The 24,927-nt window shown below is 67.6% G+C and carries 23 protein-coding genes; 17 read left to right on the top strand and 6 right to left on the bottom strand.

What is annotated here, in order from left to right:
• Positions 1–51: 51 nt before the first annotated feature.
• From DEF76_RS09870 to DEF76_RS09860, 3 genes are all read left to right on the top strand, one after another.
• Complete coding sequence (locus DEF76_RS09870) at positions 52–834, top strand: short-chain dehydrogenase/reductase (protein WP_114913796.1); 783 nt, start codon at positions 52–54, stop codon at positions 832–834.
• Positions 835–921: 87 nt separating this feature from the next.
• Entirely contained in the window at positions 922–2,280 is a 1,359-nt protein-coding gene (locus tag DEF76_RS09865) for an EAL domain-containing protein (protein ID WP_114912192.1), read from the top strand.
• Positions 2,277–3,443: a hypothetical protein gene (locus DEF76_RS09860; protein ID WP_114912191.1), complete on the top strand. Its 1,167-nt coding sequence runs from the start codon at positions 2,277–2,279 to the stop codon at positions 3,441–3,443. The genes DEF76_RS09865 and DEF76_RS09860 overlap by 4 nt, the downstream gene beginning before the upstream one ends.
• A gap of 45 nt (positions 3,444–3,488) precedes the next feature.
• On the opposite strand, the gene DEF76_RS09855 is transcribed toward DEF76_RS09860, so the two are convergent.
• Positions 3,489–3,884, bottom strand: coding sequence for a (R)-mandelonitrile lyase (locus DEF76_RS09855; RefSeq protein WP_114912190.1), 396 nt, complete (start codon positions 3,882–3,884; stop codon positions 3,489–3,491).
• A 156-nt stretch (positions 3,885–4,040) separates the two neighbouring features.
• On the opposite strand from DEF76_RS09855, the gene DEF76_RS09850 reads away from it, so the two are divergent.
• From DEF76_RS09850 to trxA, 13 genes are all read left to right on the top strand, one after another.
• Positions 4,041–4,937 carry a cytochrome c oxidase assembly protein gene (locus tag DEF76_RS09850; RefSeq protein WP_114912189.1) on the top strand — a complete coding sequence of 299 codons (897 nt, stop codon included), beginning with the start codon at positions 4,041–4,043 and terminating at the stop codon, positions 4,935–4,937.
• Between the two features lie 148 nt (positions 4,938–5,085).
• Positions 5,086–6,102, top strand: coding sequence for a ribonucleotide-diphosphate reductase subunit beta (locus DEF76_RS09845; RefSeq protein WP_114913795.1), 1,017 nt, complete (start codon positions 5,086–5,088; stop codon positions 6,100–6,102).
• Between the two features lie 24 nt (positions 6,103–6,126).
• Positions 6,127–6,747, top strand: coding sequence for an SCO family protein (locus tag DEF76_RS09840; protein WP_114912188.1), 621 nt, complete (start codon positions 6,127–6,129; stop codon positions 6,745–6,747).
• Positions 6,748–6,822: 75 nt separating this feature from the next.
• Positions 6,823–7,089 carry a hypothetical protein gene (locus DEF76_RS09835; RefSeq protein WP_205215973.1) on the top strand — a complete coding sequence of 89 codons (267 nt, stop codon included), beginning with the start codon at positions 6,823–6,825 and terminating at the stop codon, positions 7,087–7,089.
• 122 nt (positions 7,090–7,211) lie between these two features.
• Positions 7,212–7,982 (top strand): imidazole glycerol phosphate synthase subunit HisF, encoded by a 771-nt coding sequence (gene hisF / locus DEF76_RS09830; RefSeq protein WP_114912186.1) that lies wholly within the window; start codon positions 7,212–7,214, stop codon positions 7,980–7,982.
• Between the two features lie 11 nt (positions 7,983–7,993).
• Entirely contained in the window at positions 7,994–8,494 is a 501-nt protein-coding gene (locus DEF76_RS09825) for a phosphoribosyl-ATP diphosphatase (RefSeq protein ID WP_114912185.1), read from the top strand.
• 45 nt (positions 8,495–8,539) lie between these two features.
• Positions 8,540–8,932: a histidine triad nucleotide-binding protein gene (locus DEF76_RS09820; protein ID WP_114912184.1), complete on the top strand. Its 393-nt coding sequence runs from the start codon at positions 8,540–8,542 to the stop codon at positions 8,930–8,932.
• 7 nt (positions 8,933–8,939) lie between these two features.
• A complete protein-coding gene (gene tsaE, locus DEF76_RS09815) occupies positions 8,940–9,374 on the top strand; it encodes a tRNA (adenosine(37)-N6)-threonylcarbamoyltransferase complex ATPase subunit type 1 TsaE (RefSeq protein WP_162800585.1) in 435 nt (144 codons plus the stop codon).
• Positions 9,374–10,360, top strand: a complete 987-nt coding sequence (locus DEF76_RS09810; protein WP_114912182.1) for an aminoglycoside phosphotransferase family protein — start codon at positions 9,374–9,376, stop codon at positions 10,358–10,360. Before tsaE ends, DEF76_RS09810 begins: the two co-directional genes overlap by 1 nt.
• Positions 10,357–11,136, top strand: coding sequence for a nucleotidyltransferase family protein (locus DEF76_RS09805; RefSeq protein WP_114912181.1), 780 nt, complete (start codon positions 10,357–10,359; stop codon positions 11,134–11,136). Before DEF76_RS09810 ends, DEF76_RS09805 begins: the two co-directional genes overlap by 4 nt.
• Positions 11,133–14,102 carry a double-strand break repair protein AddB gene (gene addB / locus DEF76_RS09800; protein WP_114912180.1) on the top strand — a complete coding sequence of 990 codons (2,970 nt, stop codon included), beginning with the start codon at positions 11,133–11,135 and terminating at the stop codon, positions 14,100–14,102. Before DEF76_RS09805 ends, addB begins: the two co-directional genes overlap by 4 nt.
• Complete coding sequence (addA, locus tag DEF76_RS09795) at positions 14,089–17,562, top strand: double-strand break repair helicase AddA (protein ID WP_338025711.1); 3,474 nt, start codon at positions 14,089–14,091, stop codon at positions 17,560–17,562. Before addB ends, addA begins: the two co-directional genes overlap by 14 nt.
• Before the next feature lie 66 nt (positions 17,563–17,628).
• Positions 17,629–17,955, top strand: coding sequence for a thioredoxin TrxA (trxA, locus tag DEF76_RS09790; protein ID WP_114912178.1), 327 nt, complete (start codon positions 17,629–17,631; stop codon positions 17,953–17,955).
• A gap of 155 nt (positions 17,956–18,110) precedes the next feature.
• Here the strand turns inward: trxA and DEF76_RS09785 are convergent, their stop codons facing one another.
• Positions 18,111–18,500, bottom strand: a complete 390-nt coding sequence (locus tag DEF76_RS09785) for a Zn-ribbon domain-containing OB-fold protein (protein WP_114913794.1) — start codon at positions 18,498–18,500, stop codon at positions 18,111–18,113.
• A 16-nt stretch (positions 18,501–18,516) separates the two neighbouring features.
• The gene (locus DEF76_RS09780; RefSeq protein WP_114912177.1) at positions 18,517–19,686 is read right to left on the bottom strand and encodes a thiolase domain-containing protein; all 1,170 of its coding nucleotides are present in this window, start codon (positions 19,684–19,686) and stop codon (positions 18,517–18,519) included.
• 194 nt (positions 19,687–19,880) lie between these two features.
• On the opposite strand from DEF76_RS09780, the gene guaA reads away from it, so the two are divergent.
• Complete coding sequence (gene guaA / locus DEF76_RS09775; RefSeq protein ID WP_240318969.1) at positions 19,881–21,464, top strand: glutamine-hydrolyzing GMP synthase; 1,584 nt, start codon at positions 19,881–19,883, stop codon at positions 21,462–21,464.
• A 71-nt stretch (positions 21,465–21,535) separates the two neighbouring features.
• Here guaA and gltX read toward each other — a convergent pair whose 3' ends face one another.
• From gltX to DEF76_RS09760, 3 genes are read right to left on the bottom strand one after another with little or no spacing between them, the layout of a single operon-like run.
• The gene (gene gltX / locus DEF76_RS09770) at positions 21,536–22,888 is read right to left on the bottom strand and encodes a glutamate--tRNA ligase (RefSeq protein ID WP_114912175.1); all 1,353 of its coding nucleotides are present in this window, start codon (positions 22,886–22,888) and stop codon (positions 21,536–21,538) included.
• The gene (locus DEF76_RS09765; RefSeq protein ID WP_114912174.1) at positions 22,885–23,265 is read right to left on the bottom strand and encodes a hypothetical protein; all 381 of its coding nucleotides are present in this window, start codon (positions 23,263–23,265) and stop codon (positions 22,885–22,887) included. The genes gltX and DEF76_RS09765 overlap by 4 nt, the downstream gene beginning before the upstream one ends.
• A complete protein-coding gene (locus tag DEF76_RS09760) occupies positions 23,262–24,926 on the bottom strand; it encodes an NAD+ synthase (RefSeq protein WP_114912173.1) in 1,665 nt (554 codons plus the stop codon). The genes DEF76_RS09765 and DEF76_RS09760 overlap by 4 nt, the downstream gene beginning before the upstream one ends.
• Position 24,927: the final 1 nt, after the last annotated feature.

Here is a 24,927-nt window from a genome sequence, read left to right as displayed (position 1 = left end):
TTCTTTTTTGAAAAAAAGAACCAAAAAACTTTTATCTGCAAGGAGGTAAAAATGGATCTGGGATTGGCGGGTAAGAAAGCATTGATCACCGGGGCGAGCCGGGGGATCGGCCGCGCCATCGCCGGCGTTTTTGCCGCCGAGGGTTGCGCCCTCGCGCTCGCGAGCCGCGATCGCAGCGCACTCGAAGCCGCGGCGGCCGAGCTTCGCGCCGCGCACCCAGGGATCGCGATCACGATCCATCCCGCCGACCTCTCGCGCACCGCAGACCAAGAGGCGCTGGCGCGCGCCTGCCCCGAGATCGACATTCTGGTGAACAATGCCGGCGCCAACCCGCCCGGAACCCTCGCCGAGATCGATGACGCGACCTGGCGGGCGGCGTGGGATTTGAAAATGTTCGGCTTTATCAACCTCACGCGCGCCTGTTACGCCGGCATGGCGGCGCGCCGCTCCGGCGTCATCATCAACATCATCGGCGCCGCCGGCGAGCGGCTCAACGCCCAGTACATCCTCGGCAGCACCGGCAATGCCGGGCTGATGGCCTTCACCCGGGCGCTCGGCAGCGCCTCGCCGGCGGATGGCGTTCGCGTCGTCGGCATCAATCCCGGTCTGACCGCGACCGAGCGCGCGACGATGCTGGTCGAAAGCTGGAGCCGCGCCGCCTTCGGAACCCCCGATCGCTGGCAGGAATTGCCGCAGGTCAAGACCCTTCCGTTCGGGCGCATGGCGGCGGCGCGGGAAGTCGCCGATCTCGCCGCTTTCCTCGCCTCGGAGCGGGCCGGCTATATCAGCGGCACCATCGTCACCATCGACGGCGGCGCCGCCAACCGACATTGACACCGCCGCGGCCGGCCGCACTGGGACGGAAAATCTTAACCCGCCGGTCATTCCTTGCTGCCAAAATCGCCGCCTCAGTGCGAAGAGGTGACGGCCGGGGTGATCGCGCAGGCGATGGAGGAACGGGCGGCGGGCGACGGGGTGGCATCGCTCCCGGCTGAGCGCGCGCTATTGGAGGCGGTGCGGCGGGTGATGCGGCGGCCGGCGGGATGGCGGGCTTTGGTCGTGCATGTCTCGCGTTTGCCCGAACGCCGCCCCTATCACGGCCGCATCGCCCGCGCCCTGCTCGAAGAAGCCGCCCCGCGCGTCGATGGCCAGATCCACGCCCTCAGCAGCGGCGATCTCCTGCTCTTTTGCCGCGAGGATACGCGGGCGCTGCGGGGCTTGGTTGCGGTCCTCGAGCGGCTGTTTCCGGAAAATCTGGTCTCGCTTTGGTCGCTCGAAAACGAGGCGCTGAATCTCATCGCCTATGCCGCCGGCCGGCTGAGCGAAGCCACGCAAGTGTCATCGCCGGCGTCACTCGCCGAAAAATCTCCCGGCTTTGGCCGGCTACTCGACCCACCGCCGACGCCCGACCCACCGCCGCTCGCTGCCTTGATGCGGCGCGAAAGTGGAATCCGCTTGGCACGCGGCCGCATGACGCTTGCGTTCCGTAATTGGCGGCTCGACCCGGCACTTCTCGCCGGCTGGGACGCAGGCGGGACGGGCGCTGATCCGGCGCTGCTCCGCCATCACCTCGGCAGTCTCGACGGCGATGTGCTGGCCGCCCTCATCGCCGCCGCGGGAACCGGGCTGCCGCTCGATCCCGTGCCCCATCGCGCGCATTTTTCCGCCTGGGCCGGCGAACCCCCGCCGCCGCTTCATCTCCATCTCTCGCTCGCCGGCGTGATGGCGGCGGATTTTTCGTCGCTCGCGAGTCTCTGCCGGGAGAACGGGGTTGCTCTGGCCGTCGTTCTCGCCTTCGAGGAGGTGTGCGCCGATCCCAAGACGCTGGAGGCGGCGCGGCGCGTCATCGCCACGTCCGGGGCGCTTTTCGCGCTCGATGGCATCCATGCCGAGACCTTTGCCTGCGCCGCCCCGGCGGCGCTCGGGCCCGATTTCCTGATTCTCGATCTCAGCCCGGCGCTCGCCGAACGGAGCGCGCGCGATGTCAGCCGCCTTCTTTATCCGCTCGGCGGCGATCAAATCGTGCTCCGCGGCGCCGATGACGAGGCCGCGCTCGCCTGGGGTGTCGCGCGCGGGATCTCCCTGTTCCAAGGCCGCCACGCCGCGGCGATGGCGGCGGCGGCGCGCATGTTCGCCTGTCCCTCGGCGCAAAATTGCTCTCTTGGTCAATGCATCACCCGCGCCGCCGCCGCCGCGCCCGAAGGCCGCTTTGGCTGTGCCGAGCCGGCTTTGCTCGATGGCGCGCGCCCGCCGCCGGAGCGAGAGGGCGGCAAGGCGTGAGCGCGTTCAATTTCTCCGCCTGGACCAGCACCGCGGACGCTGCCGACAGTCTCGCCGGCGTCGTGCAATCCTGCGTGACCACCGCGACCGAGCGCCAGGGGCTCATCCTTCGCCTCGATCTGCTGCCGCCGTCTTGCGCCAAGCCGCATCATTTCCGCCTGTTCCGCGCCGCCCTCGACCCGCTTTTGGAAGCCGATCGCGCCAGCGCCTTCCGCCTTGCGAATGAGGCGGTGGTGGTGGTCTGGCGCGGCCAGGGCGGCCATCTGCTCGATCGCGCTTTTACGGCGATCCGCCATCTCCTCGCCGATATGCCCGAGCGTCTGCCGGAGTGGGAAAGGCTGGCCGAGACCTTCCGCCTTCCCGCGGCGGCCGAGATGCTGCTCCGCTTGATCGCCGAAAGCGAGCCCGCCTCGCGCGCCGGCGATCAGGCCCGCGGCGCCACCGCGCCGCACGGCGCGATCGATCCGGCCCTCCTGCCGCTCTTGGTGCGCAACTTGGTGCAGATCGATCTCTCCTCCTTCATCCGCCGCCGCCCGATCTCGCGCCTGGAAGAAAGCGGGCGGATGGCGCGGCAATGGGAGGAGAGGGGGCTCGCCTACGACGATCTCGCCGCCATGCTGGTGCCGGGACGCAGCCTGACCGCGGCACCCTGGCTGCTCCACTATCTCAACCGGAGTCTCGACCGCCGCATCCTTACTTTGCTCACAGCCCCCGACGAACTCCGCGAGGCGCCGCCATTCGCGCTCAATCTGCGCGTCGAGAGTATCTTGTCGGCGGAGTTCTTGCGCTTCGACCAGGCGCTGCCGGCGGCGCTGCGCGGCGAAGTGCTGCTCAATCTGCGGCCGGCGGATATCCTTGCCGATCCCGCGGCCTATCGTTTCGCGCGCGAATTCGCCCGCGCCCGTGGCTATCGGATCGTGCTCCGCGGCCTCACCCGCGCGCTTCTCAGCGCCTTTCCACTCGGGCCGGAAGGGGTCGATCTGCTGCAATTCCGTTTCCAGCCGGCCTATGCCGAGGGCGGATTGCCGCGCGGCATTGATCCGCGGCGCCTCATTCTCGCCGGCGTCGATGGGCCGGCGGCGCTGAACTGGGGGCGGGCAGGGGGGATTACTCTGTTCAAGGGCAGCCTCGCCCGACCACTCGCGCCCGGGGTGACGCTCTGATGCGATTTTCGGCGGGTCCAGGGGGAGGGGCGAGAGGCGCGCGCGTCAACGTCGATATTGGGCCTCGGTGACATGGTCCAGCCACTCAACCTGTGAGCCGTCGCGCCGCTCCTGAATGGCGATATGGCTCATCGCCGTCGTTGGCGTCGCGCCGTGCCAGTGTTTCTCGCCCGGCGCGAACCAGACGACATCGCCGGGGCGGATTTCCTCGACCGCGCCCCCCTCGCGCTGGGCCCAGCCGCAGCCGGCGGTCACGATCAGGGTCTGGCCAAACGGGTGCGTGTGCCAAGCGGTGCGGGCGCCGGGCTCGAACGTGACGAGGGCGCCGCCGGCCCGCGCCGGATCGGGCGCTGAAAACAGCGGATCGATCCGCACCGCTCCGGTGAAATAGTCCGCCGACCCCTTGCCCGAGGCCTGTGAGCCGGCGCGCTTGATCTCCATCGCGATCTCTCCTCGCATAGGGGAACCGATCGGCCATCATCGCACGCCCGCGCAAATGATCAATTCTTCGCCCCTCGGCTCTGGACAGTCACTGGTCTCTGGGCCCACATCTCGCCGCGCGGCAGGAGTGCCGGCTGGAGGATGGAATAGGGTCGCATGAAACGCACGCTGACCATTGTTTTTCTTCTTGCGGTCATCGGCGTGATGACCGGGCTCGTCTCCTATTCGGTGACGATCTATCGCTTGTTCTGCCAGGTGACCGGAGCCGGCGGCACCACCCAGCGCGCCAGCGCCGATACTGGGCCGACGCTCGCGCGCACCGTCACGGTCTATTTCGACACCAATGTCGCGCCCGGGCTTCCCTGGCGTTTCGTCCCGCTGCAGCATTCGATCAAGGTTCATCTCGGCGAGCAGGCCCTGGTCTATTTCGAGGCGGAAAATCTCTCCGCGAACGACATCGTGGGGCACGCGACGTTCAATGTGACGCCCGACAAGGTCGGGGTCTATTTCAAGAAGATCCAATGCTTTTGCTTCACCGAGGAACGCCTTGAGGCGCATAAGAAAGTCGACATGCCGGTGACATTCTTCGTCGATCCCCGTCTCGCCGACGATCGCGGCACCGCGGATGTCGATGAGATCACCCTCTCTTACACGTTTTTCCGCTCCGCCCGGCCGGAGGGTGCGGAGGATATGGCGCGATTCGGCCCTGTCGCCAGCGCGCAAAACGGCAAGACCTTGTTTGAGAGCCAATGCGCCGGCTGCCACGGGATCGACACCGCCCGCGCCGGCCCGCCGCTCGCGGGCGTCGTTGGCCGGACGGCGGGGGCGGCGTCGGGCTATCCGTATTCGCTGGCGCTCGCGCAATCGGGCTTGGTGTGGTCAGAGACGACCCTTGATCGCTGGCTCGCCGGGCCGCAAACGCTGGTTCCCGGCGCCTTGATGCCGATGAGCGTTCCCGACGAATCGGCGCGACGTGACATCATCGCCTATCTCAAGACCCTGGGCACGGCCCGCCAAAGCGAGGGAAGTGCTGCAAAGCCGCCGCCGGGGTAAGCGCCTGACGGCGCCGGATTTCCGCCATTCCGCGCCTCATAAAATCGTATAATTTATATTATGGAAAGTGAAATCATGACACGCTTGACCAAGCAGGTCCGGCTGGAGGATGGATTTGCCGAGCAAGCTTGGATCGAAAGGACCGCGCATGACCGATCAGCACACCGCCGAGACCCGGATCCGCTTCGATCTCCTGACCGAAAACCCGGTCTATAAGCCGTTCCGCTACCCATGGGCCTATGACGCCTGGCTCACCCAGCAGCGCATCCACTGGCTGCCCGAGGAAGTGCCGCTCGCCGATGACGTGAAGGACTGGCACCGCAATCTCAGCGCCAGCGAGCGCCATCTGCTGACGCAGATTTTCCGCTTTTTCACGCAAGCGGATGTCGAGGTGAATAATTGCTACATGAAGCACTACGCCCGGGTGTTCAAGCCGACGGAAGTCCTGATGATGCTGGCGGCATTCTCGAACACCGAAACCATCCATATCGCCGCCTATAGCCATCTCCTCGATACCATCGGCATGCCCGAGATCGAATATCAGGCTTTTTTAAAATATAAGGAGATGAAAGACAAATACGATTACATGCAGGGCTTTAGAGTCGATAACAAATATCAGATCGCGCGCACGATGGCGGCTTTCGGTGCTTTTACGGAAGGGTTACAGCTTTTTGCTTCCTTTGCCATTTTGCTCAATTTCCCACGTTTTGGAAAAATGAAGGGCATGGGTCAGATCATTTCGTGGTCGGTGCGAGACGAGACGCTGCATTGCTTGTCCATCATCCGCCTGTTCCGTGATTTCGTCGCCGAAAATCCCGAAGTCTGGAACAGCGCGTTGAAGGCCGATTTGAACACGGTTTGCGCCACCATCGTCGCGCATGAGGACGCCTTTATCGATCTCGCGTTCGAGCAAGGCGCGGTCGAGGGGCTCGATGCGGCGACGGTCAAGCGCTATATCCGCTATATTGCCGATCGCCGGCTGACGCAGCTTGGCCTCGATCCCCTCTATACCGAGGCAAAAAACCCCCTTCCCTGGCTCGATGAGATGCTGAATGCGGTCGAACACGCCAATTTCTTCGAAAACCGTGCGACCGAATATAGCCGCGCCGCGACCACCGGAAGCTGGGAGGAAGCCTTTGCCGAACAGATCTCCCCGCTGGCGTGAGGCGGCGCGGGGGGTGGCGCGATCATGAAAGCGCCGTTGCGACTTATTCTCTCCGCGGTGTTGGTTGTGCTCGTGCTCGCCAGCGCGGTGCTTTGGCTCACCCGCCCCGAGCCCGGTGGCGGGCCGGGTGCTGCGATCGCACTGCCCGCCGGCACCAAGATCGGCGGCGCCTTCAACCTCATTGACGATCAAAACCGCCCGGTCACCGAGCAAACCTATCGTGGGCACTGGCTGCTGGTTTATTTCGGCTATACTTTTTGCCCCGATGTCTGCCCGACGACCTTGCAAACCATTGCCGACGCCCTTGATAAGTTAGGCAAGACCGGCGCTCAGATCACACCGCTTTTCATCACCGTCGATCCGGCGCGCGATACCCCTTCCGTGATGGCGCGCTATGTCCATCAGTTCGACAGCCGGATCATCGGCCTCACCGGCAATGACGCGCAAATCGCCGAGGTCGCGAAAGCCTATCGGGTCTATTATGCCAAGGAAACGCCCAAGGACGGAACCGCCTATACCATGGACCATTCCTCCTTCATCTACCTGATGGATCCTGAAGGTCGCCTTGCCGCCTTGTTCGGGCCGCAGACCACGGCGAAGGAACTCGCGGCGGCCATCGGACAAAAATTGGGACAAGACAAGTGACTCCAGACATGGTCTTATCGCCGCCGAGCGATGAGTCGGGGTTTTGGCAAACTTAGCGAAGTAGGCGGGCACGTCGTGAGCGAAAGTGAAAATGACAGAAAATCTGAAATCGGCCCGCCGCGCTACAGCCGTCGGTTGTCAGACAAAATCCTGATCGCTTTCCACCATGCCTGCGATCAAGGCGACTACGAGATCGCGGAGAAGCTGCTTCACGTGCTTGAGTTGATGCTGACACGTCGCCCGTCGCCGGCGGAGGGCAATCGCCGCCGCACCATCGAGAGCCTGGTTGCGGCGCATGAGCGGCTATGGATGCTCCGCCATCCCGAACACCGGCCGGAATAACCCCTGGGCGCGCGCCCCGCTCCCTGCCCCACTCCCTGCTTTTTTGTCGCCTGGTCCCACTTGCCCGCTCGGGCGGAAAGCCTGAGAACAATGCCAGTGCAACAGAGCGGGACGATTCGGCCGTGCTGACCCTGCGGGTGATCCCTTGCCTCGACGTCAAGGATGGGCGCGTGGTGAAGGGCGTCAATTTCGTCTCGCTCCGCGATGCCGGCGATCCGGTGGAGCAAGCGGCGATATATGACGCCGCCGGCGCCGATGAGCTGACTTTCCTCGACATCACCGCGAGCCACGAAAATCGCGATATTTTGCTCGACGTGGTCGCGCGCACCGCAGCACGGGTGTTCCTGCCGCTCACCGTCGGCGGCGGGGTGCGGAGCGTCGAGGATATGCGCCGGCTCCTGCTCGCGGGCGCCGATAAATGCAGCATCAATTCCGCCGCCGTCCAGCGGCCGGAGCTGGTCGCGGAAGCAGCGCGGAAATTCGGCAGCCAATGCGTCGTCGTCGCGGTGGACGCGAAAGAGACCGCCCCCGCGCGCTGGGAGGTGTTCACCCATGGCGGGCGCCGCGCGACCGGGATCGACGCCATCGCCTGGTGTGTGCGCATGGCATCACTCGGCGCCGGTGAGATTCTGTTAACCAGCATGGATCGCGACGGCACCGGAAAGGGTTTCGATATCAACCTTCTGCGCCGGGTTTGCGCGGCCGTCAGGGTGCCGGTGGTGGCCTCCGGCGGGGTGGGCGAACTCAGCCATTTCGTCGCCGGGGCGGCGGCTGGGGCGACTGGCCTACTTGCGGCAAGTGTCTTTCATTTCGGCACTTTCCGCATCCAGGAGGTCAAGGACGCGCTTGCTGCCGCCGGTTTTCCGGTGCGCAACCCCCGTGTGATGTCCTGAGAGTTTGCAATATGGCCAAGCCGGTCAAGAAGAAATCCGCGAAATCGACGAAGAGCGCGAAAATCAAAACGCCCGCCGGCAAACGCCGCCGCGCGTCCGCCACGCCGGCGCTGATGCCGCCGCCGCCGCTCGCCCTTGGTTTGAGCGCGACCGTGCTCGATCGTCTCTATGGCGTCATCCAGAGCCGCCGCGACGCCGATCCGGGGACCAGCCATTCCGCGCGTTTGTTGTCGCGCGGGGTTGCCAAGGTCGCCCAGAAATTCGGTGAGGAAGCCGTCGAATGCCTGATCGAGGCGGTGGGCGGCGAGCGCGCCGCGCTGATCGCCGAAAGCGCCGACGTCCTCTATCATCTCCTCGTGCTCTGGGTCGCGAGCGGGGTGCATCCGGAGCAGGTCTGGGCAGAATTGCAGCGCCGCGAGGGGATCAGCGGCATCGCCGAAAAAGCGTCGCGCGGCGGCGAGGGGCGGAGTCTGCCGCTTGCCTTCGGCGTGCAGACGACGAAAATCCCCTGAGCACCACGCACCCGGTGCGCAACAGACGCCAGGTGGAGAAAGACGATGCCGGTGAGCGGTCTTGGCCCCTATGATGATGGCAACATCTTCGCGCGCATCCTGCGTGGCGAAGTCCCCTGCCAGAAGGTTTACGAAGACGCCTTCGCCCTCGCGTTTCACGACATCGCGCCGCAGGCGCCCGTGCATGTGCTGGTGATTCCGAAGGGCCGTTTCGTCTCGTTCGCGGATTTTTCCGCCAATGCCGACGCCGCGATGATCGCCGGGTTTTTCCGCGCCGTCGGCGCCGTCACCCGGCAATTGGGGCTGGAGGCGGAGGGGTATCGCCTGCTCGCCAACATGGGTGTCGCGAGCGGCCAGGAAGTGCCGCATTTTCATGTCCATCTCTTCGCCGGAAAGCCGCTCGGGCGGATGCTGGTGGCGCCGGCCGCCGGGGAATAGAACCGGTTTGTTGCGCCCGCTCGAAACCCTCGCCGCGACCGAGGCACTCGGCGCCGAACTCGCCGCCTGGCTCGCGCCCGGCCGCGCCCTTCTCCTTGCCGGACCGCTCGGCGCCGGCAAAACGGCGCTTGCCCGCGCGGCCCTGCGCAGCCTGAGCGCCGATCCCACGCTCGACGTGCCGAGCCCGAGCTATACCTTGGTGCAAAGCTATGACACCGCCCGCGGCCCGGTTCACCATCTCGATCTCTGGCGGATCGAGGGGCCGGGCGGGCTCGCCGAACTTGGTCTCGAGGCGTGGCTCGCCGACATGCTGATCATCGAATGGCCTGATCGGCTTGGCCCGCTGGCGCCGGCTTTGGCGCTCACCGTAACCCTGACACCGAGTGGCCCGGGAAGTCGCATCGCCGAGATCGTCGCCCCACCCGGAGCCCCGTTCCTCTGATGCCCGACGTCGCCGAATTTCTCGCCGCCCATCATTTCGAGAGGGCGAGGATCGAGGCGCTTCCCGGTGATGCCGGGGTGCGCCGCTATTTTCGCCTCCATGGCGGGCCGCGTCCGGCGTTGTTGCTGGTGGCGCCACCGGAGCACGAGGATCTTGGCCCGTTTCTTCGCATCGGGAGACTCCTCGCGGGCGCCGGGCTGAGTGTGCCCGCGATCATCGCCGCCGATCCCGGTTCGGGCCTCGCGCTGGTCGAGGATTTCGGCGATCACCTCTATGCGGCAACGCTCGATGCTGCGAACACGATCCCCTATTACGACGCCGCGACCGATGCCCTGGTGCGGCTGCAGGCGATTGCACCTCCCGCCGATCTTCCGGCGTGGGATGCGGCGGCGATGGCGATGGCGGCGGCGGCGACGTTTCTCGATTGGTGGTGGCCGGCAGCATTCGGAACCCTCCCCGCTGGCGCGATCCGGGCCGAGTTCATGGCGGCGCTCGCAGACCTCCTCGCCCCATTCGCGGCCGGGCCAAAGCGGCTGGTCCATCGCGATTATTTTGCCGGCAATCTCTTTTGGCTCGCCGCGCGCGAGGGTGTCCGGCGCGTCGGCATCATCGATTTTCAGGATGCGGCGCGCGGCCATCCCGCCTATGACCTCGTCTCCTTGATCGAAGACGCACGACGTGATCTTCCCGAAGGCCTCGCCGAGCGCGAGATCGCGCGGTTTCTTGCCGCCAGCCCTGATCTCGAGCCGGTGCCGTTCCGCGCGGCCATGGTCGTGCTCGCGGCGCTCCGCCATGTCCGCGTTGCCGGGCTCTGGGTGCGTCTTGCGCTGCGCGATGCCAAACCCGGCTATCTCGCGCATGGCCCGCGCACCTGGGCGCGTCTTGCGGCGGCGCTCGCGCGGCCCGAGGCGGCGCCGCTCAGGGCGTTTTTTGACCGCCATATCCCGCCTGAGAAGCGCGGCAACCCAGCTCTGGCGGCGGCATGACCCCTTCCCTGCCCGCTTCCTCGCCGCCGACATCCGCCATGCTGCTCGCTGCCGGGCTTGGCCTGCGGATGCGGCCTTTGACGGCGGAGACGGCCAAGCCGCTGCTTCCGCTCGCCGGGCGGGCGCTGCTCGATCACGCCCTCGATCGGCTGGCGGCGGCCGGGGTCGTGCGGGTCGTCGTCAACGGCCATTGGCAGGCCGAACGCGTGCGCGCCCATCTCGCCGCGCGCCAAGGCGGCCCGGAGACGGTTTTCCGCGAGGAACCCGCGTTGCTCGATACCGGTGGCGCCGTCCGCGCGGCGCTGGCCGAGGGCTTGCTTGGGGAAGATGTCGCGGCTGGGGCGCCGTTTTTCGTCATCAATGGCGATGCCTTCTGGCTTGACGGGCCGCGCCCGGCGCTTTCGCGTCTCGCCGCGGCCTGGGCGGAGCAGGCGATCGACGTGCTGCTTTTATGCCATCGCACCTGCCAGGTCATGGCAGATGTCGGGGCGGGAGATTTTCTGATCGATCCCTGGGGCGTGCCGCGCCGGCGCGGCCCGCGCGAAATCGCCCCCTACATTTTCGCAGGCGTGCAGTTGGTTTCGCCACGCCTGTTCGGCGATGGCGGCGAGCTGCCGGCGGCGTTCTCGATGAACCGGCTCTGGGATCAAGCGATCGCCGCCGGCCGCGCCCGCGCCTTGGTCCATGACGGGCTCTGGTTTCATCTCTCGACGCCGGACGACCTCGCCGCCGCGGAAATCGCCCTCCGCCACCCGGCGATCGGCGCGACGCGATGAATCTTTTCACCCTCCCCGCCGATCTCCCGTTTCTCGACGCGATTGCCGCCGCCTGGCTCACTGACGCCGGCGGCGCACCGGCCGCGGTCGCGGAAGGGCTGATCCTGCTCCCGACGCGCCGCGCCGCGCGTGCCTTGGCGGAGGCGTTTCTGCGCCAAAGCGGCGGCCAGCCGCTGCTTTTGCCGCGAATCATCGCGTTCGGCGCGCTCGATGAAACGCCGCTCGCGCTCGCCGGCGCGCTCGATCTTCCGCCTTCGGTGCCGCCGATGCTGCGGCTGGCGCATCTCACGCGGCTCATTCTCGCGCTCGATGGCGCCTCCGGGGCGCCGCGCAGCGCCGAGCGGGCTTGGCCACTCGCGGTCGAACTCGCCGCCTTGATGGACGAAGCCGAACGCGAGGGCATCGATCTCGCGAGCGCCCTGCCGGGCGCGGCGCAGCGGCAGTTCGCGCGCCATTGGCAACAGACGCTGACCTTTCTCGCCATCGTCACCCGCGCCTGGCCGCAATGGCTGGCGGAGAATGCGGTGATGAACCCGGCGGCGCGCGAGGTCGCGCTGATCGCGGCGCAAGCCGAAGCCTGGCGCCGCGCGCCACCTAAAACCCGGGTCTGGGCGGCGGGCAGCACCGGCGGAATCCCAGCGGTGGCGCGGTTGCTCGGGGTTGTCGCGCGCCTGCCGCATGGCCGCGTCGTGCTGCCGGGTTTCGACGCCGATGTCCCGGCCGAGGAAGGGGCAGCGTTCCCGCCCGAAACCCACCCGGCGGCGGCGATGCACCGCCTGCTCGCCGCCATCGGCGCAAGCCCGGGCGATGTCCGTCCCTGGGATGAGATGCTCCCTGCGGGACTCGGAGCCCGAGCGCCGGGGCGGGCGGCGATCCTGGCGCGCGCTTTGCTTCCCGCCGCGGGGCTCGATCGCTGGCGTGAGGGACGCGTTGCCGCGCTTCCCGGCGTAACCCGCCTCGAAGCCGCCGATGAACATCAGGAGGCGCAGGCGATCGCGCTCATCCTGCGTGGCGCCCTGGAACGGCCAGGGGCGCGGGCGGCGCTGGTGACGCCGGATCGCGATCTCGCCGTTCGGGTCACGGCCGAACTCGCGCGCTATGGCGTCGTCGCCGATGACAGCGCCGGCGAGGCGCTGGGGGAAACCCCGCCTGCGGTGTTTCTCCGCCTGCTCGCCGCCGCTTGGGCGGAAGATCTCGCGCCGGTGCCGTTGCTCGCGCTCCTCAAGCACCCTTTCGCCGCCGCCGGCCTCGCCCCTGAGGCCGCGCGCGATCTCGCCCGCCGGCTCGAGCGCGCGGCATTGCGCGGGCCGAGACCGCCGGGCGGGATTGTCGGGCTGCGCCGTGTCCTCGCCGAGGTGGCGGAGCGCGAGGCGCTGGAGGATTTCGTGACGCGGATCGAGGTCGCGCTCGCGCCCTTGCTGCGGCTCGGGAGCGCGGTTGCGTTTGTGCCGGCTGAGACCCTGCTCGTCGCTTTGATCGAGGCCGGCGAGGCGCTTGGCGCGACCGACAGCGAAAGCGGCGCGGCGCGGCTATGGGCGTTCGAGGAAGGGGTCGCACTCGCCGAACTGCTCTCGGAGGCGCTGGCGGCGCTCGCGGTTTTGCCGCCGCTTGCGGCCGCTTCGCTCCCTGGTCTGCTCGATGCTTTGCTCGCCGGCTCGGTGGTGCGCTCGCGCCGGGCCTTGCGTGGGCGCGACGGCGCCGAACATCCGCGCATCTTCATCTGGGGGCTTCTCGAAGCGCGATTGCAAAGCGCCGAGCTGATCGTGCTCGGCGGGCTGGCCGAGGGGGTGTGGCCGCCGAGCGTCGACCCTGGCCCCTGGCTCAGCCGACCGATGCGCGCAGCACTCGGCCTGCCGAGCCCGGAAGCGGCGATCGGCCAGAGTGCGCATGATTTCGTGATGGCCGCCTGCGCCGCGCCAGAGGTGGTGCTCTCCTGCCCGCGCCGGCGCGAACGCGCCCCGGTGGTGCCGGCGCGCTGGCTCACCCGGCTCGATGCGATGCTCGAAACCCCGCTCGCGCGCCACCCAGCGGCGGCGTGGGCAGCGGCGATCGACCAGCCCGAGGGCAAGCCGCGCCCGGTCCCTCCGCCGGCGCCACGGCCGCCGGCCAATCTCCGCCCGCGCCGCCTGACGGTGACCGAGATCGAGACCCTGTTCGCCGACCCTTATGCCATCTATGCGCGGCACATTCTCCGCCTGACCCCGCTCGCCCCGCTCGATCCGCCGATCGGGCGGGCGGATTTCGGGGTCATCGTGCATCGCGCCTTGCGCCGCTTTTGTGACCGACTTGCAGCCCTTCCCGACGCCGCGGCGATGGCCGCAGCGCTCGATAATGAGCTTGAGACGGCGCTCCTCCAGGCGGCGATCCGCCCGGCCCTTGCCGCCTGGTGGCGCCCGCGTCTCCGCCGCATCGCGCATTGGGTCGCGGGGTGGGAAGCGGCGCGCGGCCAAGCACAGCATCGCGCCGCCGAGCGCGCCGGCGAATGGCTGCTGCCGGTCGCCGGCGGCTTCACCCTTGCCGGCCGCGCCGACCGGATCGAGCGGCACGAAGATGGTGGCATCGTCCTGATCGATTTCAAAACCGGCACCGTCCCGCGCGAGAGCGAGGTCGCGGAAGGCACGGCGCCCCAGCTTCCCTTGGAGGCGGCGATGGCAGAAGCCGGCGCGTTCGGCGAGGCATTCCGCGCCCCGGCGGTCTCCCTCCTCTATCTCCACCTGACCGGGGGCGTAACGCCGGGGGCGGAACATGCTTTGTTCGCGGGCGATCACGCGACGCTCGGGCAGATCATCGCCGCGACCAAGACGCGGCTGCTGAGCGTTCTTGAGACTTTCGCCGACGACGCGACGCCGTATCGGGCCACCCCCTCGCCACCGGGGCGGGCGTCCTGGCGCTCGGATTATGCGGCGCTGGCGCGGCAAAGCGAATGGCAGGTGGCATCCGTCGAGGCCAGCGATGACGATGGCTGATCCGGCGGCTCGCGCTGACGCCAATCAGCGTCTGGCCTCCGACCCTCTGGCCTCGGCGTTCGTCGATGCTTCCGCCGGCGCGGGCAAGACCAAGCTTCTGACCGACCGCATTTTGCGCCTGATGCTGGCCGGCACCGATCCCGGCAAAATCCTCTGCCTCACCTATACCCGCGCCGCTGCCGCCGAAATGGCGATGCGGCTCAATGCCGTGCTCGCGGCCTGGGTTCGTCTCGATGACGCAGCACTCGATGGCGCCCTGGCCGGGCTTGGGGTCGAGGCGACCCCGAAGACGCGGGTGGCGGCGCGGCGGCTTTTTGCGCGCGTCTTGGAACTTCCCGGCGGGATGCGGATCGCGACCATCCATGCCTTCTGCCAATCCGTCTTGCGGCGCTTTCCGCTCGAAGCCGGGCTTTCGCCGCATTTCCGCCTGATCGAAGACGGCGACGCAGCGGCGGCGATGGCGGCCTCGCGCGAGGCGGCGCTCGCCGAAATCGCCGGGCGGGCGGCGGACGAGGCGGCGCTCGATTATCTCGCCGCCTTCATCGACGAAAACGGGTTTTCCGACTTGATCGCGCGCGTCAGCGCCGATGCCGGGCGTCTCGCGGCCTTTCACCGCCTCGGCCCGGCGGGGCAGGAGGCGGCGCTGCGCCGGGTTTTCGGCCTCACCGTCCGCGATGAGGCGGAACTCCTGGCCGGCGCCGTCCGTTTGCCCGACGAGAAGCAACTACGCCAGAGTTTACAAGGCATTGCCGCGCGTGGCTCGCCTTCCGTCCGGGAACGAGCGGCGAAAATGCTCGCATGGCTTTCACTTTCTCCCCCCGAACGGACCGCGCAATGGTCCGTCTGGTGCGGTTTTTTTTGTAATGCCAATGGCTTGCCAACGGCGCCGAGCCGCCTCGTCAACGACAAGCTGCGCGACGCCGAGCCCGGCCTTGCCGCCGCCGTCGATGCCGCGCAGGCGCATGTGCTGGCAATCGAGGATCAACGCGCGGCGCTGGCGCAGGTGGCGGCGACCGCTGCCCTTGTCCGCCTCGCCGGCCCGGTCGCCGCGCATTATGCCGCCTTCAAGGAGGAAGCGGGCTTTCTCGATTACGCCGATCTCATCGACCGCACCGCCGATCTGCTCGCCGCCGAGCGGGTCGGCTGGGTGCTTTACAAGCTCGATGGCGGGCTCGATCACCTGCTGATCGACGAGGCGCAGGATACCGCGCCGGCGCAATGGCGGATCGCGCAGGCCTTGAGCGGCGAATTCTTCGCCGGCGAGGGCGCGCGCGAAGAGCAGCGAACGGTGTTCGCGGTCGGCGATGCCAAACAGTCGATCTATTCCTTCCAAGGCGCTGATCCGGGCGCCCTCGGCCCCGCTCGCGACTCCTGGCGGGCGGCCGTCAGGCATTCCGGGGGAACCTGGCGCGAGGTGCCGCTCGATGTTTCGTTCCGCTCGACGGCGCCGATCCTGCAACTGGTCGATGCCGTGTTCGCCGAGGGCGAGGCGCGGTGCGGCGTGGTCGCGGCGGGGGCGACGCTCCGGCATTTCGCCGCGCGTGCCGGCGCCGCCGGGCGGGTCGAACTCTGGCCGCTGCTCGGCACGCCTGCGGAAGAGGGCGACGAGGCCGAGGCGAGACCGGCGCCGGAGCGGCTGGCGGTGGCACTCGCCACCTGGATCGCCGGCCGGCTCGCGCAAGCAACCCCACTCCCCTCCCGCGCCCGGCCGCTGCGCGCGGGCGATATTCTGGTGCTGGTGCGCCGTCGCGACGGGTTTTCGGCGGCTTTGGTGCGGGCCCTGAAAGCGCACGGGGTCAAAATCGCCGGGCTCGACCGTCTTTCGCTCACCGATCAGCCGGCAGTGGCTGATCTCTTGACCCTCTGCGACGTCTTGCTGTTGCCCGAAGATGAGCTGTCGCTCGCGGCGCTGCTCGTGAGCCCGCTCGGCGGGTTGAGCGATGAGAGTTTGATGGCGCTCGCGCTCGGGCGGCGCGACGGGCTATGGCCGACCCTGCTCGCCCGCGCCGATGAGCGGCCGGAATGGCGGGCGGCGGCGGATTTTATTAAGGCTTTGCGCGCCCGCGTCGATTTCACGACGCCCTATGCCCTGCTCGTCGAGGCGCTCGGGCGGCTCGGCGGGCGAGCGCGGCTCTATGCCCGGCTCGGTCCGGAAGCGGCGGAGCCGGTCGATGAATGCCTTGCTGCCGCCCGCAGCTATGCCGCGACCCATCCGCCCTCGCTGCAGGGCTTCGTCCACTGGCTGCGCGGCGCCGGCGCCGAGGTCAAGCGGGCGCCAGAGGCGGCTGGGGACGCGGTACGGATCATGACCGTCCACGGCGCCAAGGGCTTGCAGGCACCGCTCGTCATCCTCCCCGACACCACGCGCTTGCCACCGGTGGAAAAATCTCCCCTGTTCTGGCGGCCAGACCCGCTCGGCGCAAGCGACGTGCCGCTCTGGAGCCCGCGCAAGGATATGCGCGCGGCCCTGTTCTCGGATGCCGTGCAACGTGAGAAACAATTTCAAAAAGAAGAAGATAACCGCTTGCTTTACGTTGCGCTGACGCGCGCCGAGGATTGGCTGGTGGTTTGCGGCTGGCAGGGAAAAAGGCCGGCGTCTGACGCAAGCTGGTACCGGCAGATCGCGCTGGGGATGGCGCGGCTGCCCGGCGCCGTGGAAGCTCCCTGCCCCGAACTCGGCGGCCCGGATGAGCAACGCATTCAGGTCATCGAGACCCAACAGACCGCACCGGCCGCAGCCCCGGAGCCGGCCATGGCCGCGCCACCCTCGCCGCTGCCCGGCTTCGTTGGCCGCGCCCCGGACTGGCGGCCGCCGCCGCCGCCGCCCGAGCCCGCCCAGCCGGAGCCGCTGGCGCCGAGCCGGCCGGAAGGGGTAGAGGACGGGCCGCTTCCCGCCGCAGCCTCGCCGCTCGCCATCTTCGCCGAGCGGGCGGCAGGCCGCGGCCGGGAGGCCGGCATCGTCCGCGGCCGGTTGATCCACAGGCTGCTTCAGCACCTTCCCGATCTGCCGCCGGGGCGCCGAGAAGCGGCGGCGCGCGATTTTCTCGGCCACCCCGGCCACGGCCTCGATCCCGAAACCGCGCGCCGTCTCGCCAAAGAAACCCTCGCGGTGCTCGAACACCCGCGCCTTGCCCCCCTTTTCGGCCCCGCCGGCCGCGCCGAAGTGCCGATCACCGGCTGGCTTGCGACCCCAGCCGGCGGGCGCGTGGTCGGCGGCCTCATCGATCGGCTGGCCGTGCTCCCCGATCATGTGCTCATCGCCGACTATAAGACCAACCGCGCGGTGCCAGCAGATATGGCAGCAACGCCGCGCCTCTATCTTCGCCAGATGGCCGCTTATCGCGCGATCCTCGCGACGATCTACCCCGGACGGGAGGTGGTTTGCGCCCTGGTCTGGACCGCCGCCTTACGGGTCGATGTCCTGCCCGCGGCTCTTCTCGCGTCGCACGCCCCGGCCTGAGGAGGCCGCTTGATTGGCTGGCGGCCGCGCCCCATTCTGATAGTGGAAACCGTTAGGAGTCTTACGATGAGTGCACATACCAAAGCCGTCACCGATGCCAATTTCGCCGCCGAAGTGCTCAAGGCACCGGGGCCGGTTCTGGTCGATTTCTGGGCCGAATGGTGCGGCCCGTGCCGGATGGTCGCGCCGGCGCTGGAAGAGATCGGGCAGGAATATGCCGGGCGGCTGACCGTCGCCAAGGTGAATGTCGATGAAAACCCGATGACGCCGAACCAGTATTCGGTGCGCGGCATTCCGACCATGATTCTGTTCAAGGACGGCAAGCCGGCGGCAACGCAGGTTGGCGCGCTGCCCAAGTCACGGCTCAAGGCCTGGATCGACAGCGCGATTTAGAGCGCGAGCAGTTTAATACCGGTCAGCGATTTCGCTGACCGGTATCATATCCCAATCTCTGTCACGCGGAATGCAGGCAACGGCCTTCCAGAACAACACCCCCCGTCAGACCGTCATCGCGTAGGAAGGAACGAATCGATGGCCGGTCCTTTGCGTCATGCGGGGCTGAACATCGGCACCGGCGGGCCGCCTTCGCTGTCCTGAAACACCAGCGTCACCGCCTGGCCGATCCGCAAGCCGTCGAAATCGCAATCGATCAGGTTGGTGAGCATGGTGACGCCTTCCTCGAGGGTGACATAGGCGATGGCGTAGGGGGTTTCGGCGCGACGCATCACGCTGTAGGCATAGATTTTGCCGCGTCCCGAAACCTCCCGCCAGCCGGTCGCCGGCTTGAAGCAGAATGGGCAGAGTGCGCGCGGATAATGATGCAGCTTGCCGCAATGGCTGCATTCGCGGATGACGAGCTTTCCCGAGGCCGCCGCCTGCCAATAGGCCGCGGTCTCTGGATTCGCTTCAGGCGCGGGAATTTTGCGTCGTGTGCTCATCGCCATTGTCTCGTCCTCACTCCCGTTCCAAAATCAGCGTCGCGCTTCCATGCCGCAGCCCGAGCGAGCCACCGGTGCCGTGCGCGAGCGCCAGGGCACAATCCTTCACCTGCACCGCCGGATGCGCCTCGCCACGCAATTGCCGCACCGCTTCGATCACCTTGGTCATGCCGCCGCGATTGGCGGGATGGTTGTTGCAAAGCCCGCCGCCATCGGTGTTGAACGGCAATTTCCCGACCCCCGAAATCAGATTGCCGTCGGCAACGAAGCGCCCGCCGCTCCCCTTCTCGCAAAAGCCGAGATCCTCGATCTGCATGAGGACGGTGATGGTAAAGCTATCATAAATCGAGGCATATTGGATGTCGCGAGGTTTGACCCCGGCCTCGGCGAAGGCGCGTGGACCCGACCAGGCGGCGCCGGAGAAGGTGAGATCGACCTCGCCGCCGAACTGCCCCTTCACCGCCTCGCCGACGCCGAGAATCTTCACCCGCGGCCGCTTCAGGCTTTTCGCGACATCGGGATGGGCGACGATCAGCGCCCCGCCGCCATCGGTGATGACGCAGCAATCGAGCCGATGCAGCGGATCGGCGATCATTGGCGAGGCGAGCACCTCCTCGACCGTCACCACCTCGCGCAAGAGCGCGTGCGGGTTGTGCTGGGCGTGATGGGAGGCGGCGACCTTGATCCAGGCGAGCTGCTCGCTGGTGGTGCCGAACTGATACATGTGCCGCATCGCGCACATCGCATACATGTTCGCAACCGTCGGCGCATACGGGTATTCGAATTGGATTTCCGGGATAGTGGGGTTGCCGGCGCGCGGCGCGGTGCCGGTCGCCATGCCTTCGCTCCGCGGCCGCCCGGCGAGCGTGATCAGCGCCACCCGACATTTCCCGAGCGCGATCGCCTCGGCGGCGTGGGCGACATGGATGAGATAGGAGGAGCCGCCGGTATCGGTCGAATCGACATGGCGGACACGAAGATTGAGATAATCGACCATCGAGAGCGGCCCCATGCCAGGGGCGTCGCCGGCGCAAAAATACCCGTCCACGTCCTCCTTGCCGAGCCCGGCATCGGCGAGCGCGCCGAGCGCCACTTCGGCGTGAAGCTGGGCCAGGGATTTATCGGGTGCTTTGCGCGTCGGATGTTCATAGGCACCGACGATATAGGCCTTGCCTTTAATGCTCACGATCTTGTCCGTTCCTCTCGCTTCCTCGCTGTCTCGAGGCTAGGAGCCGGTCTCTCTCGGTGTCAAGGACTGCCCCGAACCGGACCGGCCGGGCCCGCCGCGGCGGCTTTTAAGCGGCTTGCCTCCGGATGGCCACTGCGGCAAAGACAGCGCCTGATCAACCCGACGCGCCCGCCGCTTGCCGAGGGTGCTTCGTGAGCGAAAGGCGCGCTGTGCAGCCCATTTCCCCCGCCTCCGACCGGATTTTGATCCTCGATTTCGGCAGCCAGGTGACGCAACTCATCGCGCGGCGGGTGCGCGAAAGCGGCGTCTACTGCGAAATCTGGCCTTATAACGCGGACCCGGCGCGAATCGCCGCCTTCGGCGCGCGCGGTTTTATCCTCTCCGGTGGCCCGGCGAGCGTCACCGAGGGGGCGGCGCCGCGGGCGCCAGACATCGTCTTCAGCGCCGGCGTGCCGGTGCTCGGGATTTGCTATGGCGAACAGACGATGTGCGCCCAACTCGGCGGCGCGGTCGCCGGGAGTGACCATCGCGAATTCGGCCGCGCCTTCGTCGATGTCGTCGGCGATTGTGCGCTTTTCGCCGGGGTCTGGCAGCGCGGCGGGCGCGAGCAGGTGTGGATGAGCCACGGCGACCGCGTGGTGCGTCTGCCGCCCGGCTTTCGCGCCGTTGCGACCAGCGAAGGGGCTCCCTTTGCCGCCATCGCCGACGACGAGCGCCGCTTTTACGGCGTGCAGTTCCACCCCGAAGTCGTCCATACGCCGCATGGCGCGGCTCTCCTCAGAAACTTCACCCACGCCGTCGCCGGCTGCCGTGGCACGTGGACGATGGCCGGGTTCCGCGATCAGACGATCGACCGGTTGCGCGCCGAGATCGGCGCCGCGCGGGTGATCTGCGGCCTCTCGGGCGGGGTCGATTCGGCGGTCGCAGCGGCTCTCATCCATGCCGCGATCGGCGATCAATTGACCTGCATCTTCGTCGATCATGGCCTGCTCCGCGCTGGCGAGGCGGAGGCAGTGGTGCGGACCTTCCGCGACCGCCTCGCGATCCCGCTCGTCGATCGCGACGCCTCGGCGCTGTTCCTCGCCGCCCTCGAGGGCGTCGAAGACCCCGAACGGAAGCGCAAAACCATCGGCCGCCTATTCATCGACGTGTTCGAGGAGGAGGCAAGCAAACTCGGCGGCGCCGAATATCTCGCGCAAGGGACGCTCTATCCCGACGTCATCGAGAGCGTGAGCTTCATCGGCGGCCCCAGCGTCACCATCAAATCGCACCATAATGTCGGCGGCCTGCCGGAGCGGATGCGGCTCAAGCTGGTTGAACCGCTTAGGGAATTGTTCAAGGACGAGGTGCGCGCACTCGGGCGCGAGCTTGGCTTGCCAGATGAGATCATCGGCCGCCACCCCTTCCCCGGCCCAGGCCTCGCGATCCGCATCCCCGGCGCCATCAGCGCCGAAAAACTCGCGATCCTGCGCCAGGCCGACGCCATATTCCTCGAGGAAATCCGCGCCGCCGGCCTTTATGAGGCGATCTGGCAGGCCTTCGCGGTGCTGCTCCCGGTGCGCAGCGTCGGCGTCATGGGGGATGGAAGATCCTATGATTTCGCCTGCGCCCTCCGCGCCGTGACCTCGACCGATGGCATGACCGCCGATGTCTATCCCTTCGATCCCGCCTTTCTCTCGCGCGTCGCCGGGCGCATCGTCGGCGAGGTGCGCGGCATCAACCGCGTCACCTACGACATCACCAGCAAACCCCCCGGCACGATCGAGTGGGAGTGATTTAGGCCCGCCCGCATCGCCCTGGCGCCGCGCCTCCAGGGGTTGCAGAAAGAACCACTTCCCTCCTCTCCTTAAGGGGCAACTCGCGCCGCCGCACGCAAGCGGGCAAGCGCCCGGGCGCGGCCGATCAGTGGCAGCAGGGCCGCGAGTTCCGGGCCTTCCTCGGCGCCGGTGAGGGCAAGACGAAGCGGGTGAAAGAGCGCCCGTCCGCGCCGCCCGCTCGCATCCTTGAGCGCGTCCGTCCAGCGCCGCCAAATCGTCTCATCCCAGGGCTCAGGCGGCAATTGATCGGCAGCGAGCACGAGAAACGCCGCCTCCTCGGGTAGCGCCGGGGTTTCGATCTCGCCACCGACCACCGCCCACCAATCCTCCGCCTCGCGCAGAAAATCTAGATTGCCGCGCACCGCCTGCCAGAACGCCGCCGTTGCCCCCGCAGGCAGGCGCGATGCGACCTCCGCGAAGGCCAGGCCATGCAATACGCGGCGATTGAGCGCCAGCAACTGACGGAGATCGAACCGCGCGGCGGAGGCGGAAAAAGCGCCGAGATCGAAATGCGCGGCCAGCGTCGCGAGCGGCAAGGGCTCGGGATCGGCGGAACTGCCGAGCCGCGCGAGATAGGCAGCGAGCGCCATCGGCTCGATCCCGTCGCGGCGCAGCGTCCGGAGCGAAAGGCTTTGGAGACGTTTTGAGAGCTTGCCACCGTCGCTATCGGTGAGCAGCGGCAGATGGGCGAAACCGAGCGCCGTCGGGTCGCCGCCAAGGGCCGCGAGCAGGTCGATCTGCACGCCGGTATTGGTGATGTGGTCCTCGCCGCGGATGATATGGGTGATGCCTTCGGCGAGATCGTCCACCACCGAGGTGAAGGTATAAAGCGGCGTCTCGTCGGCGCGGATGAGGACGGGATCGGACACCGCGCCGAGCTTCACCTGCCGCGCGCCGAGCACGAGATCGTTCCAGGCGATCGCGCCATCGGACAAACGGAAGCGCCAATAGGGCCGTTTGCCGCCGGCCTCGGCGGCCTCCCTTTGCGCTGGCGTGAGATGCAGCATGGCGCGATCATAGACCGGCGCAAGGCCGCGCTTGAGCCGCGCCTCACGCTTGGCGCGCAGCTCCTCCTCGCTCTCGAAACAGGGATAAAGCCGCCCCGAGGCGCGCAGGCGCTCGGCCGCCGCGTGATAGCGGTCGAGACGGTCGGATTGGCGGAAGGTCGCGTCCCAATCGAGGCCGAGCCAGCGCAGATCCTGCGTGATCGCCTCGGCGAATTCGGGGCGCGAGCGCTCGCGGTCGGTATCGTCGAGACGAAGCAGGAAATGCCCGCCATGGCGGCGCGCAAAGAGGAAATTGGCGAGCGCGATGCGGGCGTTGCCGACATGGAGATGCCCGGTCGGGCTCGGGGCGAAGCGGACGCGAACGGCGGCGCTCACGGCTCGTCCTCGTCGTCACCCTCGTCCCGGCGCGGGTCGAGCGCGCGCCAGTCGCGTGCCTCGGCCGAAGCGGGTTCGGCGGCGAAATCGGCGCATTCGCTTTCGCTGCGCCAGCCCCCCTCCCCTGCCGCGATAATTTCGGCATCCTCGCCGAAGGCGCGCCAGGCGGCGAGGACAGCGCCCGCGCTCGCGCCCACGGCCTCGCGGCAGCGCTCGATACTGTCGCGGACATAGGCGCGGGCGAAGGCGTTGGCGTGCATCAGCGTCGGAAAACCACCGATTTCCTCAACGATACCATCCTCGGCGCCGCCAGAATGATCGCGAATGCGCACCCGCCAGCCGCCCGGGGGCGCGAAGAGATCGGCGAAATCACTCATCGCACAAGGCCGGTGAAGCCGTTGGTGATCGGATAGCGGCGGTCGCGCCCGAAAGCACGCGGCGTGATTTTCACCCCTGGCGGCGCCTGCCGGCGTTTATATTCGGCGCGGTCGAGCATTTTCCAGACGCGGAGCACGGTCTCGCGCGGCAGCCCCTTCGCGACCAGCGCCTCGACGGAGGCTTCCCCCTCGACGAGGCCAGCGAGAATGCGGTCGAGCACGTCATAAGGCGGCAGACTGTCCTGATCGGTCTGGTTCGGCTTGAGTTCGGCCGAGGGCGGTTTTTCGATCACCCGCGTTGGCATCACCATACCCGCCGGGCCACGCGCGCCTTCCGGCCGATGGTCGTTGCGCCAGCGCGAGAGTGCGAAGACGGTGGTTTTATAGACATCCTTGAGCACCGAATAGCCGCCGCACATATCGCCGTACAACGTCGCATACCCCACTGACATTTCACTTTTATTGCCGGTGGTGAGCAGCATCTGGCCGAATTTGTTGGAGAGCGCCATCAAAATCAGCCCGCGGGCGCGGGACTGGATGTTCTCCTCCGTGGTATCGGCCGCATGTCCGGCGAAGGCGGGCGCCAAAGCCTGCTCGAAGGCCGCCATCGCCGGGGTGATCGGAATGGTCTCGCAGGCAATGCCGAGCAGGCGCGCAACCTCGGCGGCGTCTTCGAGGCTTTCGCGGCTGGTATAGGGGCTCGGCAGCATCACCGCGCGCACCCGCTCGGCCCCCAGCGCATCGACGGCGACGGCGGCCGAAAGCGCGCTGTCGATCCCGCCCGAGAGGCCGAGGATGACACCGGGAAAGCCGTTTTTGCCGACGTAATCGGCAAGCCCCAGCATCATGCCGTGATAGGTCTGGGCGAGCACCGAGGGCTCGGGCGCGAGCGGGCCGGGCTCGCACACCAGGCCGTTCTCGCCCCGCCGCCAGGTGGTGAGCGTCACCGCTTCGCGAAACCAGGGCAATTGATGGGCCAGGGTGCGATCGGCGTTGAGCACGAAGGAAGCGCCCTCGAACACCAATTCGTCTTGGCCGCCCACTTGCGCGCAGAAGACGAAGGGCAGCCCGGTTTCGACAACGCGCGAAACCGCGAGCGCGATCCGCTGATCCTGTTTGCCAACCTCGAACGGCGAGGCGTTGAGCGAGAGCAGCATTTCCGCGCCACTTTCGGCCAACGTCTCGGGAACGGCGGGCAGCCACCAATCCTCACACACCAGAACGCCAAGGCGAAAGCCGCGAAAGGCGATCGGGCCGGGCGCGGGGCCGGCATCGAACAGACGTTTTTCGTCGAATACGCCGTAATTGGGCAATTCGTGCTTGGCGCGGCGGGCGAGGATTTTTCCCTCGCCGAGCAGGAAAGCGGCGTTATAGAGTTTTTCTCCCTCCCGCCACGGCCCGCCGAGGAGAAGCGCCGGCCCACCATCGGCGGTCTCGGCCGCCAGTGCTGCGATCCGCTCGGCGCAGGCGGCGACGAAGGCGGGCTTGCGCACGAGATCCTCGGGCGGATAGCCACAGATCGAGAATTCCGGCGCGACCACGAGATCGGCGCCGAGGCGCGCGCCTTCTTCGCGGGCGGCGCGGAGTTTTTGCGCGATCTCATCCAATGCCCCGAGCCGCGGGTTGAGTTGCGCGAGCGCGATTTTGAGCGTCTCCGGCATG

The organism is Acidibrevibacterium fodinaquatile (assembly GCF_003352165.1).
GTDB lineage: Bacteria > Pseudomonadota > Alphaproteobacteria > Acetobacterales > Acetobacteraceae > Acidibrevibacterium > Acidibrevibacterium fodinaquatile.
The sequence above is the reverse complement of the archived record's forward strand: the minus strand, read 5'-3'. Positions and strand labels throughout refer to the sequence as shown.